Here is a 1,291-nt window from a genome sequence, read left to right as displayed (position 1 = left end):
AGACAAGTGTCTCGGGGGCATGCCCCCGAGACACTTGTCATCCCACCAACCCCAAGCCATAAAAAAACGGGAACTCTCCTTTTGAGTGGATACAAAAAAGGGAGCACGTCACCTCTTGCCGACCGTACGATGAGTCTTCCATTTAAGAACTTCTCGAGAAGTTGTCGGATTCTACTTTCACACTTAAGAACCCGACGCCCACTAAGAAAATATACTGTTAATCACATTTTATTTTAAAATGAACATTTTCTACTTGAAAATATTACTTCCTCTAATTGTGGAATTCTCCATGTCATTGATCATCAAGGCCATGGGCGGAAAGCTCAGATAGGCATTCATATCTTCATAATGGCGAGACATTTCTACATCCAGTCCTGTGTTACTCCATGAAACGCTCGTATCCTTTGCATATTTGGCCTTGTGATTCGCCAGTGGAAGGCACTTGTCCAACAACTTTTGAGCACCTTGAGGTGAAACCGAATAAAGCCCTATACCTGCAGCTGACGCCAAAGGAAGAAAAGACGGCTTTCTTTCCTCCAACTGGAAACTCGAATAATTTCCGGAAATGAAATCTTGCGAGTGAGCTTTCCCTTCCAGAGAAACCACCGCTTTAAAGTACGAAGAAAGACCAACTGGCCAATCATCATTATATCCCCATAGAAAAATATCCCATCCCTTTATAGCCACATCCGCTTCTGCAAAAATCTGGTAGAAGTCATTTCGGATAATGGCGTCATCTTCGGCAACATGACGCACTGAATTCTCAGAGACGGCTTCCTGCCACAATCTGATATGTGAAACCGCGATTCCCATTGCTCCGACAGAATACTCCAGATCACCACTGAAAATTCCAGATTCAATATATTCTTCTTTTTTAATCTCCCCTCCTTCACAGGCAGAAACACGCTGGATTGGAAGATGAAAATTGAATTTCTGAAACATCGTGAAACGCTCTGGTGTTCTATCAAGAGATATAACTCTGATCGGATTAAGCATATTGAGATTCCCATTCATAAAAACACACAGATAACGTTCAAGTTTCTGCTTATTGCTCAATCACAACACGACATCTGCCTTAGAAGCGTATGAACAATCCACACAAGTAACTCCGAAGCCTTATGCGGTTGTATGATACTCTTCTCCACACACTACATTTATAGCGTTTAACCCTCTTGAATAGCCACCTGGAGGGTTCGAAAAACCCCCTGGTTTTGAGAGCTGCTCTGTGATTCCATTTCCCTTGAGTTGATTGGGGGCATGGATCATGAAGCAGACTGGTTTCTTTGATGTT

1 protein-coding gene is annotated in these 1,291 nt (G+C 42.8%); it reads right to left on the bottom strand.

Annotation, left to right across the window (positions count from 1 at the left end; genetic code table 11):
* Nucleotides 1-249: 249 nt before the first annotated feature.
* Nucleotides 250-996, bottom strand: coding sequence for a glycosyltransferase family 25 protein (locus tag GOB82_RS13185; RefSeq protein WP_166123791.1), 747 nt, complete (start codon nt 994-996; stop codon nt 250-252).
* Nucleotides 997-1,291: the final 295 nt, after the last annotated feature.

Origin of the sequence: Acetobacter farinalis (genome assembly GCF_011516935.1) — a bacterium.
Classification (GTDB): domain Bacteria; phylum Pseudomonadota; class Alphaproteobacteria; order Acetobacterales; family Acetobacteraceae; genus Acetobacter; species Acetobacter farinalis.
The sequence above is the reverse complement of the archived record's forward strand: the minus strand, read 5'-3'. Positions and strand labels throughout refer to the sequence as shown.

Bases quoted from the DNA above. Each gene is read 5' to 3' on its own strand.
- GOB82_RS13185 (WP_166123791.1), bottom strand. From the start codon at position 996: ATGCTTAATCCGATCAGAGTTATATCTCTTGATAGAACACCAGAGCGT.